Annotated in this window: 1 protein-coding gene; it reads left to right on the top strand. The window is 63.9% G+C overall.

Annotation, left to right across the window (positions count from 1 at the left end):
- Positions 1-282: 282 nt before the first annotated feature.
- Positions 283-1,314: bifunctional folylpolyglutamate synthase/dihydrofolate synthase (locus AC1DS3_RS38750; RefSeq protein ID WP_477129377.1), on the top strand; the 1,032-nt coding region annotated here is incomplete at its 3' end.

Below are 1,314 nucleotides of genomic sequence, written 5' to 3'. Positions count from 1 at the left end.
GTCCCGGCCGCTCTTTTCGTCGAATCCCGAGGGGGTGTCGCCCCATCCGGCGCGCCTTTTTTGCCTACTTTTTTGGCAAGACAAAAAAGTAGGTCGCCGCCCCGCAGGGGTGGTGAAACTGCAGTTGAAGTTGCAGTTGAAGTTGCCCTTGCCGTTAGACCTTTGACCTACCCCAACACGCCCCAACACCACCCCAACGCAAAACCAACCCCAAGCAAAGAACCACTTACCCCAAAACCGGCTCCAATAAGCCACCCCCCCGATTAACGCCGTCTCCCCATCATGCCTATCTTCCCCTCCCTCCCCGAATGGCTAACCCATCTCGAATCCGCCCACCCGGTGGGCATCGACATGGGGCTGGCGCGCATCACCCGCGTCAAGGAGGCCCTGGGGCTGCGCATCGATGCGGTGGTGTTCACCGTCGGCGGCACCAACGGCAAGGGGTCCACCTGCGCCATGCTGGAGCGCATCCTGCTTGAGGCGGGCTACAAGGTGGGTTGCCATACGTCGCCGCACCTGATGGCGTTCAACGAGCGTGCGCGCATCAATGGCGAGTTCGCCACAGACGCGCAGTTGTTGCCGCATTTCGAGGCGGTGGAGCGGGCGCGCACGAGCTTTGCGGATCCGGTGAGCCTGACGTATTTCGAGTTCACCACGCTGGCCATCATCCATGCTTTTGCCGCGGCGGGCTTGGATGCCATGATCCTGGAGGTGGGGCTGGGCGGCCGGCTGGATGCGGTGAACGTGATCGATACCGATTGCGCCATCGTGACCAGCGTGGACATCGACCACACAAGTTACCTGGGCGATACGCKCGAGAAGATCGGCTACGAGAAGGCGGGGATCTTCCGTCCCGGYGTGCCGGCCATCGTGGGGGATCCGGTGCCGCCGCAGTCGGTGATCGATCATGCCGAGGCGATCGGCGCGGATCTCTGGCTGGTGGGCCGGGATTTCCATCAGCAGGCTTCCAAGGGGCAGGAGCGTCAACAGTGGGATTGGAGCAGCCGCGAGCGCAAGCTCAACGGGCTGGGCTATCCCGCGCTGCGCGGCGCCAACCAGTTGCTCAATGCTTCGGCCGCGCTGGCTGCGCTACAGGCGATGCGCCCGCGGCTGCCGGTGAGTGCGCAGGAAGTGCGCAACGGGCTCGCCTTCGTGGAGTTGCCGGGGCGTTTCCAAGTGATGCCGGGGCGTCCGGTGGTGATCCTGGATGTGGCGCATAACCCGCATGCGGCGGCCACGCTTGCCCAGAACCTCGACAACATGGGCTTCTTCCGCTACACCTACGCGGTGTTCGGCGCGATGGAGGACAAGGAC

The organism is Cupriavidus sp. 01L46, assembly GCF_056399905.1.
This window is presented reverse-complemented; position numbering and strand designations above follow the sequence as displayed.